Origin of the sequence: Nocardiopsis sp. Huas11 (assembly GCF_003634495.1) — a bacterium.
Taxonomy (GTDB): domain Bacteria; phylum Actinomycetota; class Actinomycetes; order Streptosporangiales; family Streptosporangiaceae; genus Nocardiopsis.
In genome coordinates, this window is the sequence record NZ_RBKY01000001.1 from 5,919,586 (window position 1) to 5,937,549 (window position 17,964).

Sequence of the window (17,964 nt, forward strand, 5' to 3'; positions counted from 1 at the left end):
GCCGCGAGCCCGGAATGCTGCAAAAACACGGCCTAGTTCGCCTCTCGGCGGCCACGGGCCCACGGCCGCCGGGCCCCTGCGCGGGGCCGTGGGCCGTTCAGGTCCGGGCGCGGAACTCGTCCGCGCCCGGGCCCCGCAGGGCCTCGAGCACCGACCGTCTGCCCGACAGGGCCAGGAGCAGGTCCACTGTGCTGCCGGTGACGACCGGGCCCTCGCCGAGGGCCACCTCGCCGTCGGAGGCCTCCAGCCGCAGGCCGGCCGCGCGTTCCTTCCCGCCGCCGTAGGCGACGGGGGTGCGGATCTGGACTCCGAGCGCGCGGACGAGGGCCTCGGCCGGGTAGGCGCGGCCGATCCCCAGGGGACGGCGGACGTCCTCCCCGTGGACGACCTCCTCCACGATCCGTGTGTTCAGAGGCGCCGGCGGGGTCGACGTCCGCGACACCACGGCCCGCATCCGCGCCAGCGTGTCCGCGGGACCGTCGCCCCGTTCACGGGCGACACCGCGCTCGTTGAGCCGGTCGAAGTCCAGCCGCGCGCGCAGCAGGTCGCGGACGAAACCGATCCGGGTCGTGCGCGCCGAGTCGACCAGGTGCGCCGCCACGTCGTGGACGCTCCACCCCTCGCACAGGGACGGCGTCCGCCACCGCTCGGCCGTGAGGTCGGCCAGGTCGGCGATCAGGGCCCGCCGCTCCGCGTGCACGAGCCTCCACACGTCGTTCATCGTGCCACCCGTCCCCGGGACACGTCGGCCCCGAACTGTTGCGTCCCGCTGCTCGGACATGGGACCGGCGCGGGCGGTTCCCCCTCGATCCTAGAGCGGCGCGGGCCCGTGGCCGGTCAGGCGACCGGGGATCCGAGGCCGCGCGCTGGCCGCTCGGCGCGTGGACGCCGCGCCCGATCCGTTCCTCCCACAGGTGGCGCCCGCGGCGGCCAGGCGGCAGGATCGACCCATGCAGCCGATCTTCGTTCTCGTGCACAGCCCGTCCATGGGCCCTTCGACGTGGTACCCGGTGGCCGACCTCATGGCGGCTGCGGGGCACCGGGTCTGGGTGCCGTCGCTGGTACGCGTCGGCGAGGGCGGTCCACCGTTCTGGCCCCGCGTGGTCGACGCCGTCCGCGACTCCCTGTGGCAGCTCCCGGCCGCGGGCCCGGTGACGCTGGTGGCGCACAGCAACGCGGGCCTGTTCCTGCCGGCGATCGGCGCGGGCCTGGACCAACCGGTGGCGGGCTCGATCTTCGTCGACGCCGCGCTGCCGCCACGTGAGGGGGCGAGTCCGGCCGTCCCGCCCGAAAAGCTGGAGCACCTGCGGTCGCTGGCCGTGGACGGCACGCTCCCGCGCTGGACCGACTGGTGGGACGAGGAGCAGCTCGCCCCCATGTTCCCCGACGCGTCCGTCCGGCGCACCGTCGTCGAGGACCAGCCGACCCTGCCGCTGTCCTACTTCGAGCAGGAGATCCCGGTCCCCGACGGGTGGGAGGACCACCCGTGCTCCTTCCTGCGGTTCAGCCCCGCCTACGACGGACTCGCCGACCAGGCGCGCGAACGCGGCTGGCCGGTGGCGCACCTGCCCGGCACGCACCTGCACCAGATCGTGGATCCCGAGGGCACGGCCCGCCACCTCGTCGACCTCGCCGCGACCGCCTGACCCGTCCCCTGGGCGCCACTTCCGCCGCGCCTGCCCTAGCGTGTGGGCAGGAACCGCAAGCCCCGACTCCGAGAACGACGAGCATGACCGAGAGCACCTCACGTCGGCCGGAACGTGGGGGCGACCCCTCCAAGACCATCACGTAAGGTAACTAAAGCACTACCGTACGCACGGGGGACGAGAACTGATGACACACGACTTTCCCGACGGCCACGGCAACGACCCGGGCTCCTTCGAGGAGTTCCTCGCCCGGTTCCTGGGCGCGCGCGGCCCGGTCCGCCGTGTGGACCTGTCCAAGCTCATGAGCGCCGAGGCCCGGCAGGTGGCCGACGCCGGCGTGCGCCGCGCCCTGGAGAGCGGCGGCGCCGACGTCGACACGATCCACCTGATGTGGTCACTGCTGCGCTACGAACCCACGCGCGAGCTCCTCCGGCGCACCGGCGCCGACGTCTCCGCGCTCGGCGACGTCATCGACCACGCGGTGGCCCAGGCCCCGCGGTCGGTGCGGCCCGGCACCGCCAGGCTCACGCCCTCCGCCAAGCGCGCGCTGCTGGACGCCCTGCAGATCGCTCGCGCCACCGGCAGCTCCAGCATCACGCCCGAGCACCTGCTCTTCGCCCTGGCGGTCAACCCCTCCGGGGCGGTGGGCCAGCTCCTGCGCGACTCGGGGGTCACGCCCGAGTCGCTCCAGCAGTCGGCCGGGGCCGTGCCCGCCGCCGAGCAGGCGGAGAGCGAGCCCTCGGACACGCCCACCCTGGACGAGTACGCCACCGACATGACCGCCCTGGCCCGCGAGGGACGGCTGGACCCCGTGGTCGGCCGCGACGACGAGGTCGAGCAGTGCATCGAGGTGCTGGCCCGCCGCCGCAAGAACAACCCGGTGCTCATCGGCGATCCGGGCGTGGGCAAGACCGCGATCGTGGAGGGCATCGCCCAGCGCGTCTTCGACGACGACGTGCCCGAGACCCTGCGCGGTCGCCGGCTGGTCCAGCTGGACCTGGCCGGAGTGGTGGCCGGGACCCGCTACCGGGGCGACTTCGAGGAGCGCCTGACCCGCATCGTCGACGAGATCCGCGAGCAGGCCGACCACCTGCTCGTGTTCATCGACGAGATCCACACGATCGTGGGCGCCGGCGCCGCCGAGGGGTCGATGAACGCCGGGAACATGCTCAAGCCCGCGCTCGCCCGCGGCGAGCTGCACATCATCGGCGCGACCACCGTGGACGAGTACCGCAAGAACCTGGAGAAGGACGCCGCCCTGGAGCGTCGCTTCCAGCCCATCCTGGTGCCCGAGCCCTCGGTCGCGGACACCATCGAGATCCTGCGCGGGCTGAGCGACCGCTACGAAGCGCACCACCAGGTGCGGTTCAGCGACGGGAGCCTGGTCGCGGCCGCCGAACTGTCCGACCGCTACGTCACCGACCGCTTCCTGCCCGACAAGGCCATCGACCTCATCGACCAGGCCGGCGCCCGTGTCCGCCTGCGCCTGCGCACCTCCAGCTCGGCCCTGCGCGAGCTGGAGGGCCGGTTGAAGAACCTGGAGGAGCAGAAGGAGAAGGCCGTCCAGGAGGAGGACTACGAGCGCGCCTCCGCCCTGCGCGACGAGATCGCCCGGGCCAAGGGATCGGTGCACCAGGCCCGCGGGACCGGTTCCTCGGTCCCGGAGGTGGGCGCGGACGACATCGCCGACGTGGTCGCGCGCAGCACGGGCATCCCCGTCTCCCAGCTCACCCAGGAGGAGCGCGACCGCCTGGTCAACCTGGAGGCCAACCTGCACGAGCGCGTCATCGGCCAGAACGAGGCGGTCACCGCCGTCTCGGAGGCGATCCGCCGCTCGCGCGCCGGCCTCGGCGACCCCGGGCGCCCGGTGGGCAGCTTCCTGTTCCTGGGACCGACCGGTGTGGGCAAGACCGAGCTCGCGCGGGCCCTGGCCGCGACCCTCTTCGGGTCCGAGGACGCCATGGTCCGCATCGACATGAGCGAGTTCCAGGAACGGCACACCAGCAGCCGCCTGACCGGAGCCCCGCCCGGGTTCGTGGGCTACGAGGAGGCCGGCCAGCTCACCGAGGCGGTCCGGCGCCACCCCTACTCGGTCCTCCTGCTCGACGAGGTCGAGAAGGCGCACCCGGACGTGTTCAACCTGCTGCTCCAGCTGCTGGACGACGGCCGGCTGACCGACGGCCAGGGCCGCACCGTCGACTTCCGCAACACGGTGGTCATCATGACCAGCAACCTGGGGTCGGAGGCGATCACCGGCGGCGGCCCGATGGGCTTCACCGCGGAGGGGCAGATGGACCCCGACACCGAGCAGCGGGTGATGCGGCGCCTGCGCGAGGAGTTCCGGCCGGAGTTCCTCAACCGCATCGACGAGGTCATCGTCTTCCAGCAGCTGGGCAGTGAGGAGCTGGCGCAGATCACGCGGCTCATGCTGGAGCAGACCGAGGAGCGGCTCAAGGCCCAGGACATCACCGTGCGCTTCACCGACGAGGCGGTGGGCTGGCTGGCCGAGCGCGGCTACCAGCCCGCCTACGGCGCGCGGCCGCTGGCCCGCACGATCCAGCGCGCCGTGGGCAACCGCCTCTCACGCATGATGCTGGACGGGCAGGTCGTGGCGGGCGACCACGTCCTGGTGGACGTGGGCACCGACGAGCAGCTGCGGATCTCGACCGTGGCCGCCTACTGAGCCGCGGCCCCTGGCTGAGCCGCGGCCGCCGGCCGGGCACGGGCGGTGAGGGGCGCGCCGGCCACCGCGCGCCCCTTGCGGCCGGGGCCGGCTCAGACCGGCTCGGGCTCGGGCTCGGGTCCCGGCGGCTCCGGCGTCGGCGGCTCGGGCGTCGGGACGGGCTCGGGCCCGGGCGGCGACGGGTCGGGCGGGACCGGGCTCGGCGGGAAGGGATCCGGAGGCAGCGGGTCGGGGTACCGCAGGGCCGGTGTTCCGGTGTCCATGGGATGTCCTCCTTCGACGACTGAAGCGGTGCTGCGATGCGGGCCGGGCGCCGGTCAGGCGCTCTGCGACCTGCGCAGCCGGGGCAGGACCTCGTTCGAGTAGAACTCGAAGAAGCCCTCCTGGTCGTCGCCGATCTGGTTGATGTAGACCTCGTCCACGCCCGCCTCGACGTAGGGACGGATCGCGGCGGCGTGTTCCTCCGGGTCCGGACCGCACGGGACCTGCTCCGCGACCATCTCCGGGGTGACCAGGGTGTCGGTGAGCTCCTCGAAGTGCTTGGGCATCGGCAGCACCTGGAGGGCCTCGCCCGCGAGCGCCTCGGTGGGCCAGCGCTCGTAGGCGATCCGCCGGGCGGTGTCGGCGTCCGTGCTCCAGCACACCTTCAGTCCCGCCTGGACCGGCCGGTCCCGTCCCCCGTGGGAACGGAACGTCTCGATGGGCTCGTGGTCGGGCGACATGACGATGAGCCCGTCGGCGGCGCGCGCGGCCAGGTCGACGGCCTTGGGCCCGAACGCGGACATGTGGATCTTCGGTGCGTGCTCGGGCAGGCTGTACAGGCGGGCCGTGTCCACGGCATAGTGCTCGCCCCGGTGGGTGACGACCTTGCCGCTCCACAGATCACGGATCAGTCCGATGGCCTCCTCCAGCATCGACAGCCGCACCGACGCGGGCGGCCACGGCTGCCCGAGCACGTGTTCGTTGAGCGCCTCGCCCGTGCCCACACCGAGGGTGAAGCCGCCGCGGACCAGCAGCGCCGAGGTCGCCGCCGCCTGGGCGGTCACCACCGGGTGCACGCGGGTGGTCGGGCAGGTCACCGCCGTGGTGACGGGCAGGTCGGTGACCTGCCCGATCGCGCCGATGACCGACCACACGAACGGGCTCTCCCCCTGGGCGTCCAGCCACGGGTGGAAGTGGTCGGAGATCCACAGGCCCTCGAAACCGGCGTACTCGGCGCCCCTGGCCTGCTCGACCAGGTCCCTGGGGCCGTGCTCCTCCGTGGCGAGAAAGTATCCGAAGCGCGTCATCCCGGCCTCCTCGGGGATTCGCGTGCGTCGTCCTGAGATGCTGCGCTCCCGGCGCGGGACGGCTGGTTGAGGCGCCGTCCGGCGTCCTCGTTGAGCGCGGTGAGCGTGTGCAGGGCCCGCCCGGACGCGCCCTGCCCGGCCTCGGCGCCCCACCGGACGTCGGGCTCGGACGGCACGGCGGGCAGCAGCCACCCGGCCAGCGCCGACACGCGCTGCGTCAGGCCGGGGGCGAGGCCGTGCACGGCCATCCCCAGCCGGGCCGCCGGCGTCAGGACCACGTAGCCGTGGCCGCGGACCGTGGCGCGCACGATCCGGCGCGCGGCCCGCTCGGCGCTCATGGACAGCAGGGGCAGGCTCGCGCACAGGGCGAACCAGCCGTACTCGCGCTCGGGATTTCCGGAGAACACGACGCCCCGGTGCGAGCCCGTGCGCATCAGCCCCGGAACCACCGTGGTCACGCGCACGCCGGAGCCCAGGCTCTCGGCCGCGAGCCCTTCCGAGAGCGCGACCTGCGCCGCCTTGGCGCACGCGTAGGGCCACAGGTGCGGCGGCGCCAGGTGGCCGCCGATGGAGGTGATGGTGACCAGCGAGCCGTTGGACTCGTGCAGCCGCCCCCACGCGGCCCGCGCGACGTGGTAGGGACCCCAGAACATGACCGCCATGGCGTCCTCGACGTCCTCGGTCGTCATGGTCGCGCGCGGTCCCACCCGCAGGACACCCGCGTTGTTGACCACCACGTCCAGCCCGCCGAGGCGCTCGGCGGCCTCGTCCACCAGGGCCTTGGCCTGTTCGGGGTCGGCCAGGTCGCACTGGATGCCGTGCGCGCGGATCCCGCGGCCGGCGAGCCCCGCCACGGCCCGGTCCAACCGGTCCTGGTCACGGCCGCACACGGCGACCGTGGCCCCGTAGGAGCCGAACTCGCGGGCGAGCCGCAGTCCGAGTCCCCGTGTGCCGCCCGTGATGAGGACGGCTCGGCCCCGCAACCGTGTGGCGCGACGGCGCTCGGTCAGGGCGGAGGCGGAGACGCCCGCGACCGCCCCGGCGACCGCCCACGGGACCAGTTCCACCGGTCGTGCGCGCTCGCGTCGCCGTCGTCGCCGGGACAGGGCCCAGCGCCCGGCGGCCAGGGCCGCCGGTACCGTCCAACGGATCATGGGAACCGCCCCCTCGGGGTCGGCGTGGTGACTGCCGTGGCCATGCCGCTCCCCGCTCGTCATCGGTCCGCGCCGCGTGTGGGTCCACGGCCACCCGCGTCCCGTCCATGGGAACGCGGCACGGACCCCTGCTGGTCGTGACCGCCGCTAGCGTCGTGCCTCGGGGTAACCCTCCGGCGGTAGGCCCTGCCGCGGCGCGGTGGTGTCCTCCCCGACCGGCGAACCGCCTTCCGGCGGCCCCGGGGGCTCCGGTTGGAAGCTCTGGTCGCCGTCCGAGGGCTCGGCCCCCTCCTCCAACCCGTGCAGACGCTGGTGGAGGATCTCCAGAACCCCGGTCCGGTTGGCGTGGTGCTCCTCGTAGGCGATGAGCTCCCTCATCTGTTCCTCGTCGAGCGAGCGGATCCGGTGCTGCAGCGTGGCGATCGGCAGACCCTCGTAGTCCGCGATCGGCGGCGTCTTCCGGTTCATGCTGTTCACTCCCGCCTTGGATGTGCTCGGCCTGTGGCGGTCCTGTGTACGGCCGGCTGTAGCGGTACGGCTACCCGTGGGCCCCGACCCGTAATCACGTTCCCCCGCCCCCCGATTCGCCGCGCCGAACTGGGGTAGTCGCACCGACAACGAACACCGAAGCAGACCAGGAAGGTGGTGCGGACAGTGAAGAACGTCTTCGTGGTCGGCATGGAAGAGCACAACCACGAGGTCCTGCTCAGGACGCCGAGCGCCGAGCAGTGTCGCTTCCATGGGCTGTTGCCCCTGGAGGAGCTTCGCGACGACAAGGTCGACATCGAGGAGATGCTGGCCAAGGCTCGGCGCATTCTGAACGACTTCGATGGATCGATCGACGCGATCGTGGGGTACTGGGACTTCCCCGTCACCCTGATGGTGCCGATCCTGTGCGAGGAGTACGGCCTCAGATCCCCCTCGCTGAAGTCCGTGGTCACGTGCGAGCACAAGTACTGGAGCAGGATCGAACAGAGCAAGGTGATCGACGAGCACCCGGCGTTCGCGCTGGTGCAGCTCGACGACACCGCGCCGCCCGACCTGGACTTCCCGATGTGGATCAAGCCGGTCAAGTCCGCCTCCTCGGACCTGGCCTTCCGCGTCGATGACGAGCGCACTTTCGATGAGGCCCTGGACAAGCTGCGGGCGGGGATCGACCGGATCGGGGTCCCCTTCGAACAGATCCTGGCCCACGTGGACCTTCCCCCCGAGATCGAGTCCGTGGGCGGCAGGAGCTGTCTGGCCGAGGCCGCCCTGCACGGTGTGCAGGTGGCGGTCGAGGGCTACGTGTACCAGGGAGAGCCGGTGGTCTACAGCACTCTCGACTCCGTGGACTACCCGGGCAGCTCGGCCTTCCTGTGCCACCGGTACCCCTCCGAACTGCCCGAGGAGGTGAGCCGGCGCATGGCCGAGGTGGCCGTGAAGGTCATCCGCCAGGTCGGCCTGGACAACACGCTGTTCAGCGTCGAGTTCTTCTACGACCCGGTCGAGGAGCGGCTCGACATCGTGGAGATCAACCCCCGGCACTCACAGGCCCACGCCGAACTGTTCGAGCTGGTGGACGGCGTCCCCAACCACGAACGGATGATCCGGTTGGCCCTCGGCCAGGATCCGGCCCTCCCGGCCGGCGGCGGGGAGTACGCCGTCGCGGGCCAGTGGTTCCACCGCCGCTTCGCGGAGGACGGAGTCCCCGTCCGCGTGCCCACCGACGAGGAGGTCCGGGCCCTGGAGGAGTCGCTGCCCGGCGTCTCGATCGAGATCGTCCCCGAACTGGGCCGGCCGCTCACGGACCTCACGGCGCAGGACAGCTACAGCTTCGAACTCGCCAAGATCACCATCGGCGCGCAGGACGGTGTGGAGATGCGCGCCAAGTTCGAACGCTGCGTCGAGGAGCTGAACTTCGAGTTCGAGGACTCGAACGAGGAATCCGCAGGTTGAGGAGGCCGATTCATGCAGGTGGTGGAGAAACTGCCCTACGACGTCCAGTCGGACGAGCACTTCTGGATTCCGATGTCGGACGGAGTGCGCCTGGCCTGCCGCTCGTGGCGGCCCAAGGGCGACGACGTCGGCCCGATCCCGGCGGTCGTGGAGTACATCCCCTACCGCAGGCGGGACCTGACGTCGGTGCGCGACTCGATGCACCACCCCTACATCGCCGGGCACGGGTACGCCTGCGTGCGGGTGGACCTGCGGGGCACGGGCGACTCCGAGGGCGTCCTCACCGACGAGTACCTCGAACGTGAGCAGCAGGACGCCGAGGAGGTCCTGGCCTGGCTGGCGGAGCAGCCCTGGTGCGACGGCCGGACCGCCATGCTGGGCCTGTCCTGGGGCGGCTTCGCCGCACTACAGGTGGCGGCCCGGCGCCCGCCGAGCCTCGGCGCGATCGCGATCAACTGCTTCACCGACGACCGCTTCGCCGACGACATGCACTACATGGGCGGCTGTCTGCTCTCGGACAACCTCGCCGAGGCGGGGACCATGTTCGCCTACTCCACCTGCCCGCCCGACCCGGCGACCGTCGGCGACCGGTGGCGGGAGATGTGGCTGGAGCGCCTGAACGCCGTCCAGCCCTGGATCCTGAACTGGCTGCGCCACCAGCGGCGCGACGACTACTGGCGGCACGCCTCGGTGTGCGAGGACTACTCGGCCGTGGACTGCCCGGTCCTGGCGGCCAGCGGCTGGGCCGACGGGTACTCCAACGCGGCCCTGCGCGTGCTGGAACACCTGAACGTCCCCCGCCGCGGCCTGGTGGGGCCGTGGTCGCACCGCTACCCGCACCTGGGGCTCCCCGGACCGGCGATCGGCTACCTGCAGGAGGTCGTACGCTGGTTCGACCACTGGCTCAAGGGCGTGGACAACGGCGTCGACGAGGGTCCCACCCTGTGGGCCTGGATGCAGGACAGCGTCCCGCCCGCGACCGCCTACGAGGACCGCCCCGGCCGGTGGGTGCGCGAGGAGACCTGGCCCTCACCGCACGTCGAACGGACGCCCCACCCGCTGGCCAAGTACCAGATCAACAGTCCCTGGGACAACGGCGGGACCGAGTCCCTCACGGTGAGCTCCCCCCTGACCGTGGGACAGTTCGCCGGCAAGTGGGCGTCCTACAACGCACCGCCGGACCTGCCCTACGACCAGAGGGAGGAGGACGGCGGCTCCCTGGTCTTCGACTCCGACGTGCTGTCCGAGGACCTGGAGATCCTGGGCGCCGCCTCGGTCGAGCTGGACGTCAGCGTCACCGAGCCGGTGGCCATGGTCGCCGCCCGGCTGTGCGACGTGGCACCCGACGGCAGCGCCACGCGCGTGACGTTCGGACTGCTCAACCTCACCCACCGCGACAGCCACGAGAGCCCCGAGCCGCTCACGCCGGGCGAGCGGTACCGCGTGAAGGTCACCCTGAACGGTGTCGCCCAGGTCTTCCCGGCCGGGCACCGGATCCGGCTCTCGCTGTCCACGTCCTACTGGCCGCTGGCCTGGCCGCCACCGCGCAAGGTGCTGATGACCGTCCACCCGGAGGGGAGCGCGCTGGACCTGCCGGTGCGGCCCCGGATCACGGACGAGGACCCCGATCCGCAGCCCTTCGACGAGCCCGAGGCGACGCCGGAGATCGCCCACGAGCGCAGGGAGCCTCCGGAGCACCGCTGGACCGTCCACCGGGACCTGGTCGACACCCGGTCGTCCCTGGAGATCGTCAAGGACGGCGGGATCATGCACTTCGAGGACGTCGACCTGGACGTGGGCCGGCGCGCCTACGAGAACTACGACTCCGTCGCCGACGACTTCACCTCGCCGCACGGCCGCTCGTCGTGGACGATGCGCTTCGCCCGTGGGCCGTGGCGCACGCGCACCGAGACGCACGCCTCGTTGCAGTGCACCGAGGACGAGTTCCGCGTCTACGCGACGCTGGACGCCTTCGAGGGCGAGGAGCGGATCTTCTCCCGCGAGTGGTCCGAGGCCGTGCCCCGCGACCTGCTGTGAACCGCGGGAGCCGCGCGCGTGGGCCGGGGCGGCGGACGGCGCCCCCGATCGGCGACCAGACAAGGAAGGAGACCCGCCATGAGCGTCACCGAGCGGATGCTGGACACCCACCCCGGCACGATGCCCGGGATCGGCCGGGCCCGCCTGCGGGCCTGCGCCCGGGAGTGCCAGATCTGTGAGCAGGCCTGCCGCGACCTGTCTGCGACCCTGTAGGACCACGACAGGGAAGGGGGCCGACGATGGAGTCACCGATCGCGGTACTGGTGGCGGTGGCCGTTCCGATCGGGCTGATCCTGGTCGTGCTGGCGATCATCCGCCGCGAGCACCTGCGGGCGCAGGGGGCCGTGCGCTCGGAGGACTACTGGCAGGAGGGCCCGGACGGGCGGGAGTACCCCACCGGATGGGACGACCGGCTGCCCCGTGGGCCCACGGAGGTCGATCCGCACGAGGGCGAGGAGGGTCGGGAGGGCCCCGAACCGCCCAAGCCCTGAGCCGCGGCGGGCGCGGGGGACCGCGCCCGCCGCCGGGGTGCCAAAATGGACGCGATCGTGTCCCGTGGACGCCCGAAGGGAAACCCCGCTTGAGCTACGTCGCCGCACCGACCCGCTACGACACCATGCCCTACCGCCGCTGCGGCCGCAGCGGACTGCGCCTGCCCGCGCTCTCCCTGGGCCTGTGGCACAACTTCGGCGACGACCGGGGGATCGAGGTCCAGCGCGCGGTCCTGCTGCGGGCGTTCGACCTCGGGGTCACCCACTTCGACCTGGCCAACAACTACGGCCCGCCCGCCGGCGCGGCCGAGGTGAACTTCGGCCGGGTCTTCGCCGCCGACCTGCGCCGCTACCGTGACGAGATGGTCGTCTCGACCAAGGCCGGGTACCACATGTGGCCCGGCCCGTACGGGGAGTGGGGTTCGCGCAAGGGCATGCTGGCCAGCCTGGACCAGAGCCTGGGGCGGACGGGCCTGGAGTACGTCGACGTCTTCTACAGTCACCGCCCGGACCCCGACACGCCCCTGGAGGAGACCATGGGCGCGCTCGACACGGCGGTGCGCCAGGGCAAGGCCCTGTACGCGGGCGTGTCGAACTACTCCCCCGAACAGACGCTGGAGGCGGCGCGGATCCTGCGGGAGCTGGGCACCCCGCTGCTCATCCACCAGCCCTCGTACTCGATGTTCAACCGCTGGGTGGAGGACGGACTGCTCGACGCCCTGGACGAGGTGGGCGCCGGTTCCATCGCCTACTCGCCGCTGTCGCAGGGACTGCTCACCGACCGCTACCTGGACGGTGTGCCCGAGGGCTCACGGGCCGCGGGCACCAGCCCGTTCCTGAGCGCCGACCGGCTCACCCCGGCCGTGATGGGGCGCATCCGCGCGCTGAACGCCATCGCCGGGCGCCGCGGCCAGTCCCTGGCCCAGATGGCACTGGCGTGGGTCCTGCGGGGCGGTCGGGTGACCTCGGCGGTGATCGGCGCGAGCAGCGTCGCCCAGCTGGAGGACAGCGTGGCGGCCGTCGGGCATCTGGACTTCACCGACGAGGAGCTGGCCGAGATCGACCGCCACGCCCGCGCGGACTAGGGCGCGTTCGAGCCGGGCCGGCCTTCCGGGCTCACGGCCGCCCGGGGAAGTCCCGGGCGGCCATCCAGATCGTGAGGTCGAGAGCGATCCGCCCGATGCTGGTCTCGGTGGCGACCGTGTGCTCGTGGCGGGTGGTGTCGCGGCGTGCGACCTCGTAGCCGCCCTCGTCCAGGACCGCGACGGTGGCGGACCACACCGGGTCGTCCTCGTCCGGCTGGACGACGAGGAACGTGTTGTCCGAGTCGTTGAGGTCGCTGATCAGTATGTACAGCGCGTCCTCGGAGGGGTCGTCGATACGGTCGCCGTCCTCGCTGTCGGCACGGTAGTACTCGGCACCCATCGACTCTTCTTCCTCTCTCGACCGACGATGTGTCGTCGCCGTGCTAGGCCGTGTTCTCTGACGAGAAGAACACGGCCTAGATCCGGTCGGCGGGGAAGCCGCCGGTGGCGACCGGCCCCCAGCGACGGGGCGTGACGCGCAGCAGCGCCTTGCCCTGGCGCCGCATGGCGGCGCGGTACTCGTCCCAGTCGGGGTGCTCGCCGGAGATCACCCGGAAGTACTCCACCAGCGGCTCCACCGCCGCTTCGCCGTCCAGGACCTCGGCGTCGCCGTCGACCTGCACCCAGGGGCCGTCGAAGTCGTCGGAGAGGACGACCACGCTGACCCGGGTGTCGCGGGCGGCGTTGCGGGTCTTGGCGCGCTCGGGATAGGTGGAGACCACGATGCGGCCCAGGGTGTCGACGCCGCACACCACAGGCGAGGCCTGCGGGTCGCCGTCGGCCCTCCGGGTGATGAGCAGGGCGTGGTGACGGGTGCGTACGAAGTCCAGCAGCTCGTCGAGGTCGACCTGGGTGTTGGTGGCGATCGAAGGGCTCATGCTCTCGCTTTCGCGGCTCGCTGGCTCCCGCGCCGCACGGGCTCGGGCGCGGACGCCGATCAGCCTATCCCTCTCCACTACGGGCGGTCCTCCAGGACGGCGGGCAGGCCGAAGCGCGGGAAGAGGGTGGTGTCGAAGAACGCCGCCACATGGGCGACGCTCCCGCCGGACAGGTCCAGGACCTGGAGATGGAAGGCGTGGTGGCGGCCGTCCGCGCCGCGCATGTACAGCCCGAAGGCGGGCTGACCGTTGGCACGGGACGGGACCAGCCGCATGTCCCCGGTGCCCTGGGCGGGGCAGTTGGTCTCGATGAGTCGGCCGATGTTCTCGGCGCCGCGCACCCAGGTGGTGTAGGGCGGCATCTCCCAGACGGCGTCGGCGGTGAACATCGACGTGATCCCGCCGATGTCGTAGTTCTCGAACGCCGCGACGTAGCGGTCCAGGACCTGCTTCTGTTCGGCCCGGGGCGCCTCGACCCGTTCCTCGGTCGGGGCGGACCTGGCCAGCTGGGCACGGGCCCGCTGGAGCAGGCTGTTGACCGCGGGGACGGACAGGTCCATGATCTCGGCCGTCTCGGCGGCGCTGAACCGCAGCACCTCGCGCAGGACGAGCACGGCCCGCTGGCGCGGCTGGAGGTACTGCAGGGCGGCCACCAGGGCCAGGCGCAGGCTCTCCCGGGCGACGACCACCGTCCCGGGGTCCCCGTCGCCCGCGTCGACCAGGGCGTCGGGCACCGGTTCCAGCCACGGAAGTTCGGGGCGCTCACCGAGCCGCCCCTCGGGCTCGGAGGGACCGCCGAGCCCGGTGGGCAGCGGGCGCCGCCCGCGCTGTTCCAGGGCGGTGAGACAGGCCATGGTCGCGATGCGGTGCAGCCAGGTGCGCAGGCTGGACCGGCCCTCGAAGCGGTCGTAGGCCTTCCACGCGCGCAGATAGGTCTCCTGTACCAGGTCCTCGGCGTCGTGCACCGAGCCGAGCATCCGGTAGCAGTGCGCGTACAGCTCCCGACGGTAGGGGTCGGCGAGCCGCGCGAAGTCCTGGTCCGGTACGTGGTCCTCCATGACCGTCACGCTACGCCTCCCCCACGACAGAACACGGGTGGCGGAGCCGGTCGGCGACCGGGCCGCGGCGGGTCCGGCTCCCTCCGCGACCCGGTTCGCGGTGCCCAGGGCCGGTGTCAGGCCCCGCCGTCCATGGCGGCGCGGTGCTTCTCGCTGAGCTGGATGATCTGGACGTGGTTGCCGTCGGGGTCGAGGGCGGTGGCGAAGAGGCTGCCGTCCCGGTCCTCCAGGGGCGCGAGCCACTCGGTGCCCGCGGCGTCCATGCGCCGGGCCACGGCACGGGCGTCGCCGACGTCGAAGTTGAAGATGGCCCTGGCGGGCTCGGCCGCCCTGGCTCCGACGTCGGAGCGCCGGTCGATGAGCAGGTGGAAGTGACCGAAGCGCAGCACGCGGTAGCCGTCGACGTCGTCGTCCTCCTGCGGGTCCAGAACGGCGGCGTACCAGTCGTGCAGGCGGTCGGGGTCGTGGGTGGCGAGCAGCATGCTGTCGAGGCTGGGTCGGGGGTGCACGGTGTCCTCCAGGGTGGGTGGGCGATGGGTCTCGTCCCGTCTGACTCGTCCGGGGCGCGCGACTCATCGGGTCAAGTGGAAAAGGACCGATTGTGGGCTCCGCGTTGACGGACGACCCCGGCCTGCGTTGATAGCGTCGAGCGACCGACTGATGACACAGGGGGACATCCCATGCGCGCTGTGGTCTTCGACAACTACGGCACCTTCCCGTCGCTCACCGAGGTGCCCGCTCCGCGCCCCGGCCCCGGTGAGGTGCTGCTCCGCGTCGCGGGCGCCGGTGCCTGCCACTCCGACGTCAGCGTCTACAGGCACTTCGAGGAGGGGCAGCCGGGAGCCCAGAAGCCGCCCTTCGTCCTGGGGCACGAGAACGCCGGGTGGGTCGAGGAGCTCGGGCAGGGCGTGACGCACGTCGACGTCGGCGGCGCCTACCTCGTCTACGGGCCGGTCGGCTGCGGGCACTGCCGCAAGTGCGCGCGGGGGCAGGACACCTACTGCGAGAACGTCGCCACCATGCCCTACCTCGCGGTGGGGCTGGGCCGCAACGGCGGGATGGCCGAGTACATGGTCGCGCCCGCCCACCACCTGGTCCCGCTGGGCGACGCCGACCCGGTGCTGGCCGCCCCGCTGGCCGACGCCGGGCTCACCCCGTACCACGCGGTCAAGCAGGCCCTGCCCCACCTGGCCGGCGGCGGACGCCACGCCCTGGTGGTCGGCCTGGGCGGGCTCGGCCAGATCGCCGTGCAGATCCTCACCGCCCTGACCGGCGCGACCGTCATCGCCACGGACACCAAGCCGGAGGCGCGGGCGCGCGCGGAGCGCTTCGGCGCCCGCACGGTGGCCCCGGGTGAGGACCAGGCCGAGCAGATCCGCGCACTCACGGGAGGCCGGGGCATCGACGCGGCCTTCGACTTCGTGGGGGTCACGCCCACCATCGCCACGGCCGCCTCGACGATGGCGCAGGGCTCACGGCTCACGGTCGTGGGCATCGCGGGCGGGACCCGCGAGTGGTCGTTCTTCACCAGCCCCTACGAGTCCTACATCACCAGCACCTACTGGGGGACGGTCGAGGAACTGTGGGAGGTCGTCGACATGTTCCGCGCAGGGCAGATCACGCCGGAGGTCGAGCGCTTCGGGATGGACGACGCCCTGGAGGCCTACCGCAAGCTGGAGGCGGGAGAGCTGTCGGGGCGAGCGGTCGTGGTTCCGCACACTTCCTGACCTGGTCCGCCGCGCGCCCGGTCCGTTCGCGGGCCGGGCGCCGTCATGTCCGGCCCCGAACGTGAATGGGTTTCACCATTGACCGATGTCGGCCATGACGTAGTTCACATCGCGTTCACCGGCATCCCAGTAGTGGCTCCACCTGCCGGTTCACCGGCAAATAACAAGATGGAATAACTACTTCTCAGGAAATAAAGACGAGCGAAAGGATGCAATCCATATCCCTGGTGATAACGTACCCAAGCGAGCCAGAATCGGACAAAGAGCAACCTCGACATCCTCCAGTGACACGAAAAGGCACCCATCCCCACGTGCGCACGAATCCCCTTTCACCGCTCCCCCAAGAACCGAGAAAGCACATTCGGTAACGCCATGCTCACCATTCGGATTGTCCTCGCCGATGACCACACACTGCTCCGCGAAGCCCTACGGGAGATCCTCCTGGCCGAACCCGACTTCGCCATCGTCGGGGAGGCGGGGGACGGGGAGGCCGCCGTGGAGAGTGTCAGCCGCCTCGCCCCCGACGTCGTACTGCTGGACGTGGACATGCCGCGCAGCCAGCCCGTCGAGACCGCGCGGCGCCTGTTGCGGAACTCGCCCCGGACGTCGGTGATCGTCCTGACGATGCACGACGAGCCCCAGCTCGTGAAGGAGATGCTGCAGGTCGGCGTCAGCGGCTACCTGCACAAGGGGATCGGCCGGCGCGACCTCGTGGCCGCCATCCACCAGGCCACCCGCGAACCCCGCCAGGTGACCATGTCGGTCTCGCGGGAGACCATCGTGTCGGTGGGCTCCAACTCCACCGGGCCGCTGTCCGCGCGCGAGCAGGAGGTGCTCTCCCTGGTGGCCGGCGCGCTGAGCAACCGGCAGATCGCCACGCGCCTGTCCATCACCGAGGGGACGGTCAAGCGCCACCTGCGCAACATCTTCGACAAGCTCGGCGCCGAATCGCGCATGGACGCCGTGAACAAGGTCCGGGCGGCCGGCGCCCGGCTGCCCCACCCGCATCCGTAGCCGGAAGCCGGAGCGCGCCGGTCGGCACGGGCACGGACTCCGCATGGAGTAGCATCCTCACCTGGGCCGACCACCGTCCGGTGAACGGCGGTCCGCGGCACCACCGCGAGGAACCCTCCCTCTTCCCCGGGGGATTCCGGCCCTTATCATGGATAGTGAGAATGCCTACTACCAAGGCAGTACGTCGCCGGGCGGCCTTCGGCGGCGCAGGCAGGTCGTGCACCAGGAGGGCGAGCCCATGCGAATCTCGGAACTGAGTCGGGTCACCGGGGTGCCCTCTCCGACGATCAAGTACTACGTGCGCGAGGGCCTGCTTCCGCCGGGTGAGCGCACCAACCGCAACCAGGCCCAGTACGGCGAACGCCACGTCCGCCGGATCAAGCTCGTCCGGGCCCTGGTGGAGGTGGGCGGCCTGTCCATCGCCACCGCCCGGGACGTGCTGGCCAAGATCGACGCGCCCGAACTCGACATGCTGACCTCCATCGGCAAGGCCCAGTTCGCCATGAGCACCCCGCCCCAGCGCCAGCCCGGGGACGAGGAGGACTGGGAGGACGCCGCCCGGCGCGTGGACGAGCTCGTCACCCGCCGCGGGTGGCGGTCCGTGCCGACCAACCCCGCCCGCAGCACCCTGGCCTCGGCGCTGGTCGCGCTGGAACGGCTGGGCCAGCAGGACAAGCTGGACCTGCTGGACACCTACGCCGAGGCCGCCGAACGCATCGTCGCCGCGGAGATCGAGGTCCTGCTGAGCCGCCCGGACGTGGACAGCATGGCCGAGGGGCTCGTGGTCTGGACGGCGCTCGGCGACGTCATGCTCAGCTCCCTGCGCCGCATCGCCCAGGAGAACGTGGCCACCGCGCGCCTGGCGGGCGTGCCCGCCCGCTCCGCCGACGAGGCCGAGACCGGGGACGAGGACAAGGGCGAGGGCGAGGGCGAGGAGCCGACCGCCGAGGCCTAGGTCCTTCCC

Annotated in this window: 19 protein-coding genes; 10 read left to right on the forward strand and 9 right to left on the reverse strand. The window is 72.0% G+C overall.

The window, feature by feature from the left end:
* Positions 1–97 precede the first annotated feature (97 nt).
* The gene (locus DFP74_RS26695) at positions 98–721 is read right to left on the reverse strand and encodes a maleylpyruvate isomerase family mycothiol-dependent enzyme (RefSeq protein ID WP_121185851.1); all 624 of its coding nucleotides are present in this window, start codon (positions 719–721) and stop codon (positions 98–100) included.
* A 229-nt stretch (positions 722–950) separates the two neighbouring features.
* Here DFP74_RS26695 and DFP74_RS26700 point away from each other — a divergent pair, with 229 nt between their 5' ends.
* Both DFP74_RS26700 and DFP74_RS26705 read left to right on the forward strand, forming a co-directional pair.
* Entirely contained in the window at positions 951–1,646 is a 696-nt protein-coding gene (locus DFP74_RS26700) for an alpha/beta hydrolase (protein WP_121185853.1), read from the forward strand.
* 187 nt (positions 1,647–1,833) lie between these two features.
* Complete coding sequence (locus DFP74_RS26705) at positions 1,834–4,329, forward strand: ATP-dependent Clp protease ATP-binding subunit (RefSeq protein ID WP_121185855.1); 2,496 nt, start codon at positions 1,834–1,836, stop codon at positions 4,327–4,329.
* Positions 4,330–4,421: 92 nt separating this feature from the next.
* Here DFP74_RS26705 and DFP74_RS34020 read toward each other — a convergent pair whose 3' ends face one another.
* From DFP74_RS34020 to DFP74_RS26720, 4 genes are all read right to left on the reverse strand, one after another.
* On the reverse strand, positions 4,422–4,592 hold the full coding sequence (locus DFP74_RS34020) for a hypothetical protein (protein ID WP_199725791.1): 171 nt from the start codon (positions 4,590–4,592) through the stop codon (positions 4,422–4,424).
* A gap of 54 nt (positions 4,593–4,646) precedes the next feature.
* Positions 4,647–5,618, reverse strand: a complete 972-nt coding sequence (locus tag DFP74_RS26710) for a TIGR03557 family F420-dependent LLM class oxidoreductase (protein WP_121185858.1) — start codon at positions 5,616–5,618, stop codon at positions 4,647–4,649.
* Positions 5,615–6,772 (reverse strand): SDR family oxidoreductase, encoded by a 1,158-nt coding sequence (locus tag DFP74_RS26715; protein ID WP_121185860.1) that lies wholly within the window; start codon positions 6,770–6,772, stop codon positions 5,615–5,617. Before DFP74_RS26715 ends, DFP74_RS26710 begins: the two co-directional genes overlap by 4 nt.
* A gap of 147 nt (positions 6,773–6,919) precedes the next feature.
* The gene (locus tag DFP74_RS26720) at positions 6,920–7,240 is read right to left on the reverse strand and encodes a hypothetical protein (RefSeq protein ID WP_121185862.1); all 321 of its coding nucleotides are present in this window, start codon (positions 7,238–7,240) and stop codon (positions 6,920–6,922) included.
* 186 nt (positions 7,241–7,426) lie between these two features.
* On the opposite strand from DFP74_RS26720, the gene DFP74_RS26725 reads away from it, so the two are divergent.
* The 5 genes from DFP74_RS26725 to mgrA all read left to right on the forward strand — a co-directional run bounded on the left by DFP74_RS26725 (position 7,427) and on the right by mgrA (position 12,323).
* Complete coding sequence (locus tag DFP74_RS26725; protein WP_199725956.1) at positions 7,427–8,710, forward strand: acetyl-CoA carboxylase biotin carboxylase subunit family protein; 1,284 nt, start codon at positions 7,427–7,429, stop codon at positions 8,708–8,710.
* A gap of 12 nt (positions 8,711–8,722) precedes the next feature.
* Entirely contained in the window at positions 8,723–10,747 is a 2,025-nt protein-coding gene (locus DFP74_RS26730) for a CocE/NonD family hydrolase (protein ID WP_121185864.1), read from the forward strand.
* Between the two features lie 78 nt (positions 10,748–10,825).
* Positions 10,826–10,960, forward strand: coding sequence for a hypothetical protein (locus DFP74_RS35000; protein ID WP_255499651.1), 135 nt, complete (start codon positions 10,826–10,828; stop codon positions 10,958–10,960).
* A 26-nt stretch (positions 10,961–10,986) separates the two neighbouring features.
* Positions 10,987–11,238 carry a hypothetical protein gene (locus tag DFP74_RS26735; RefSeq protein WP_121185866.1) on the forward strand — a complete coding sequence of 84 codons (252 nt, stop codon included), beginning with the start codon at positions 10,987–10,989 and terminating at the stop codon, positions 11,236–11,238.
* 89 nt (positions 11,239–11,327) lie between these two features.
* Entirely contained in the window at positions 11,328–12,323 is a 996-nt protein-coding gene (gene mgrA / locus DFP74_RS26740; RefSeq protein WP_121185868.1) for an L-glyceraldehyde 3-phosphate reductase, read from the forward strand.
* A 31-nt stretch (positions 12,324–12,354) separates the two neighbouring features.
* Here the strand turns inward: mgrA and DFP74_RS26745 are convergent, their stop codons facing one another.
* The 4 genes from DFP74_RS26745 to DFP74_RS26760 form a co-directional block, all read right to left on the reverse strand.
* Complete coding sequence (locus tag DFP74_RS26745) at positions 12,355–12,663, reverse strand: hypothetical protein (protein ID WP_121185870.1); 309 nt, start codon at positions 12,661–12,663, stop codon at positions 12,355–12,357.
* A gap of 76 nt (positions 12,664–12,739) precedes the next feature.
* Positions 12,740–13,201, reverse strand: coding sequence for a PPOX class F420-dependent oxidoreductase (locus DFP74_RS26750; protein WP_121185872.1), 462 nt, complete (start codon positions 13,199–13,201; stop codon positions 12,740–12,742).
* 77 nt (positions 13,202–13,278) lie between these two features.
* A complete protein-coding gene (locus DFP74_RS26755) occupies positions 13,279–14,259 on the reverse strand; it encodes a sigma-70 family RNA polymerase sigma factor (RefSeq protein WP_199725792.1) in 981 nt (326 codons plus the stop codon).
* Positions 14,260–14,375: 116 nt separating this feature from the next.
* Positions 14,376–14,741 (reverse strand): VOC family protein, encoded by a 366-nt coding sequence (locus DFP74_RS26760; protein WP_121185876.1) that lies wholly within the window; start codon positions 14,739–14,741, stop codon positions 14,376–14,378.
* Between the two features lie 198 nt (positions 14,742–14,939).
* On the opposite strand from DFP74_RS26760, the gene DFP74_RS26765 reads away from it, so the two are divergent.
* The 3 genes from DFP74_RS26765 to DFP74_RS26775 all read left to right on the forward strand — a co-directional run bounded on the left by DFP74_RS26765 (position 14,940) and on the right by DFP74_RS26775 (position 17,955).
* A complete protein-coding gene (locus DFP74_RS26765) occupies positions 14,940–15,986 on the forward strand; it encodes an NAD(P)-dependent alcohol dehydrogenase (protein WP_121185878.1) in 1,047 nt (348 codons plus the stop codon).
* Between the two features lie 372 nt (positions 15,987–16,358).
* Complete coding sequence (locus DFP74_RS26770; protein WP_121185880.1) at positions 16,359–17,000, forward strand: response regulator transcription factor; 642 nt, start codon at positions 16,359–16,361, stop codon at positions 16,998–17,000.
* Between the two features lie 238 nt (positions 17,001–17,238).
* Positions 17,239–17,955, forward strand: a complete 717-nt coding sequence (locus tag DFP74_RS26775; protein ID WP_121185882.1) for a MerR family transcriptional regulator — start codon at positions 17,239–17,241, stop codon at positions 17,953–17,955.
* Positions 17,956–17,964 lie beyond the last annotated feature (9 nt).

Bases quoted from the DNA above. Each gene is read 5' to 3' on its own strand.
- DFP74_RS26695 (WP_121185851.1), bottom strand. From the start codon at position 721: ATGAACGACGTGTGGAGGCTCGTGCACGCGGAGCGGCGGGCCCTGATC.
- DFP74_RS26700 (WP_121185853.1), top strand. From the start codon at position 951: ATGCAGCCGATCTTCGTTCTCGTGCACAGCCCGTCCATGGGCCCTTCG.
- DFP74_RS26705 (WP_121185855.1), top strand. From the start codon at position 1,834: ATGACACACGACTTTCCCGACGGCCACGGCAACGACCCGGGCTCCTTC.
- DFP74_RS34020 (WP_199725791.1), bottom strand. From the start codon at position 4,592: ATGGACACCGGAACACCGGCCCTGCGGTACCCCGACCCGCTGCCTCCG.
- DFP74_RS26710 (WP_121185858.1), bottom strand. From the start codon at position 5,618: ATGACGCGCTTCGGATACTTTCTCGCCACGGAGGAGCACGGCCCCAGG.
- DFP74_RS26715 (WP_121185860.1), bottom strand. From the start codon at position 6,772: ATGATCCGTTGGACGGTACCGGCGGCCCTGGCCGCCGGGCGCTGGGCC.
- DFP74_RS26720 (WP_121185862.1), bottom strand. From the start codon at position 7,240: ATGAACCGGAAGACGCCGCCGATCGCGGACTACGAGGGTCTGCCGATC.
- DFP74_RS26730 (WP_121185864.1), top strand. From the start codon at position 8,723: ATGCAGGTGGTGGAGAAACTGCCCTACGACGTCCAGTCGGACGAGCAC.
- DFP74_RS35000 (WP_255499651.1), top strand. From the start codon at position 10,826: ATGAGCGTCACCGAGCGGATGCTGGACACCCACCCCGGCACGATGCCC.
- DFP74_RS26735 (WP_121185866.1), top strand. From the start codon at position 10,987: ATGGAGTCACCGATCGCGGTACTGGTGGCGGTGGCCGTTCCGATCGGG.
- DFP74_RS26745 (WP_121185870.1), bottom strand. From the start codon at position 12,663: ATGGGTGCCGAGTACTACCGTGCCGACAGCGAGGACGGCGACCGTATC.
- DFP74_RS26750 (WP_121185872.1), bottom strand. From the start codon at position 13,201: ATGAGCCCTTCGATCGCCACCAACACCCAGGTCGACCTCGACGAGCTG.
- DFP74_RS26755 (WP_199725792.1), bottom strand. From the start codon at position 14,259: ATGGAGGACCACGTACCGGACCAGGACTTCGCGCGGCTCGCCGACCCC.
- DFP74_RS26760 (WP_121185876.1), bottom strand. From the start codon at position 14,741: ATGCTGCTCGCCACCCACGACCCCGACCGCCTGCACGACTGGTACGCC.
- DFP74_RS26765 (WP_121185878.1), top strand. From the start codon at position 14,940: ATGCGCGCTGTGGTCTTCGACAACTACGGCACCTTCCCGTCGCTCACC.
- DFP74_RS26770 (WP_121185880.1), top strand. From the start codon at position 16,359: ATGCTCACCATTCGGATTGTCCTCGCCGATGACCACACACTGCTCCGC.
- DFP74_RS26775 (WP_121185882.1), top strand. From the start codon at position 17,239: ATGCGAATCTCGGAACTGAGTCGGGTCACCGGGGTGCCCTCTCCGACG.